Genomic DNA, 1,194 nt, shown 5'->3' with positions numbered 1-1,194 from the left:
GACCTTCGTGGCAGTTGCCGCGGCGACGGTAACCACTACAGCTTCTCCGACATCAATCGTTGCCAACGGCACCAGCACCTCGGCCATCAGCGCTGCGGCGAAGGATGCCCAGGGCAACCCGGTGCCGGGTGTGACGGTTAACTGGACCACTACTGCCGGAACCCTGGATAAAACCAGCTCGGTGACTGATGCCAATGGTGTTGCCACTGTAGAGCTGACTAGCCCGACTACCACCGGCAAGGCCACTGTTGAGGCCAACTCCGGCGGGGGGCATAGCTCGACGGAAGTGACTTTCGTAGCAGGTCCAGCCGCTGGGGTTACCGGTATGAGCACATCCTTGCGATCAATTGCCGCCGACGGCACCAGCACCTCGACTATCAGTGCCGTGGTGATGGACACCAAGGGCAACCCGGTTCCGGGTGCGACCATCGACTGGACCACCACGGGCGGCACTCTGGATAAAACCAGTTCGGTGACTGATGCCAACGGTGTGGCCAGCGCTGTGCTGACCAGCTCGACCACGCCCGGCACGGCGACCGTTACCGCCACTTCCGGGACTGCTCATGGTTCGGCAGTTGTGACCTTCGTGGCAGTTGCCGCGGCGACGGTTACCACTACAGCTTCTCCGACATCAATCGTTGCCAACGGCACCAGCACCTCGGCCATCAGCGCTGTGGCGAAGGATGCCCAGGGCAACCCGGTTGTGGGTGTGACGGTTAACTGGACGACTACCGGCGGTACCTTGGATAAAACCAGCTCGGTGACTGATGCCAATGGTGTTGCCACTGTAGAGCTGACTAGCCCGACTACCACCGGCAAGGCCACTGTTGAGGCCAACTCCGGCGGGGGGCATAGCTCGACGGAAGTGACTTTCGTAGCAGGTCCAGCCGCTGGGGTTACCGGTATGAGCACATCCTTGCGATCAATTGCCGCCGACGGCACCAGCACCTCGACTATCAGTGCCGTGGTGATGGACACCAAGGGCAACCCGGTTCCGGGTGCGACCGTCGACTGGACCACCACGGGCGGCACTCTGGATAAAACCAGTTCGGTGACTGATGCCAACGGTGTGGCCAGCGCTGTGCTGACCAGCTCGACCACGCCCGGCACGGCGACCGTTACCGCTACTTCCGGGACTGCGCATGGTTCTACAGCTGTGACCTTCGTGGCAGTTGCCGCGGCGACGGTAACCAC

General features: G+C 62.1%; 1 protein-coding gene. It reads left to right on the top strand.

The genetic code is table 11. The features are described from left to right. Window positions 1-1,194: Ig-like domain-containing protein (locus ACVW0Y_RS23850; protein ID WP_457441873.1), on the top strand; the 1,194-nt coding region annotated here is incomplete at both ends.

This window comes from Pseudomonas sp. TE3786 (assembly GCF_054057335.1).
This window is presented reverse-complemented; position numbering and strand designations above follow the sequence as displayed.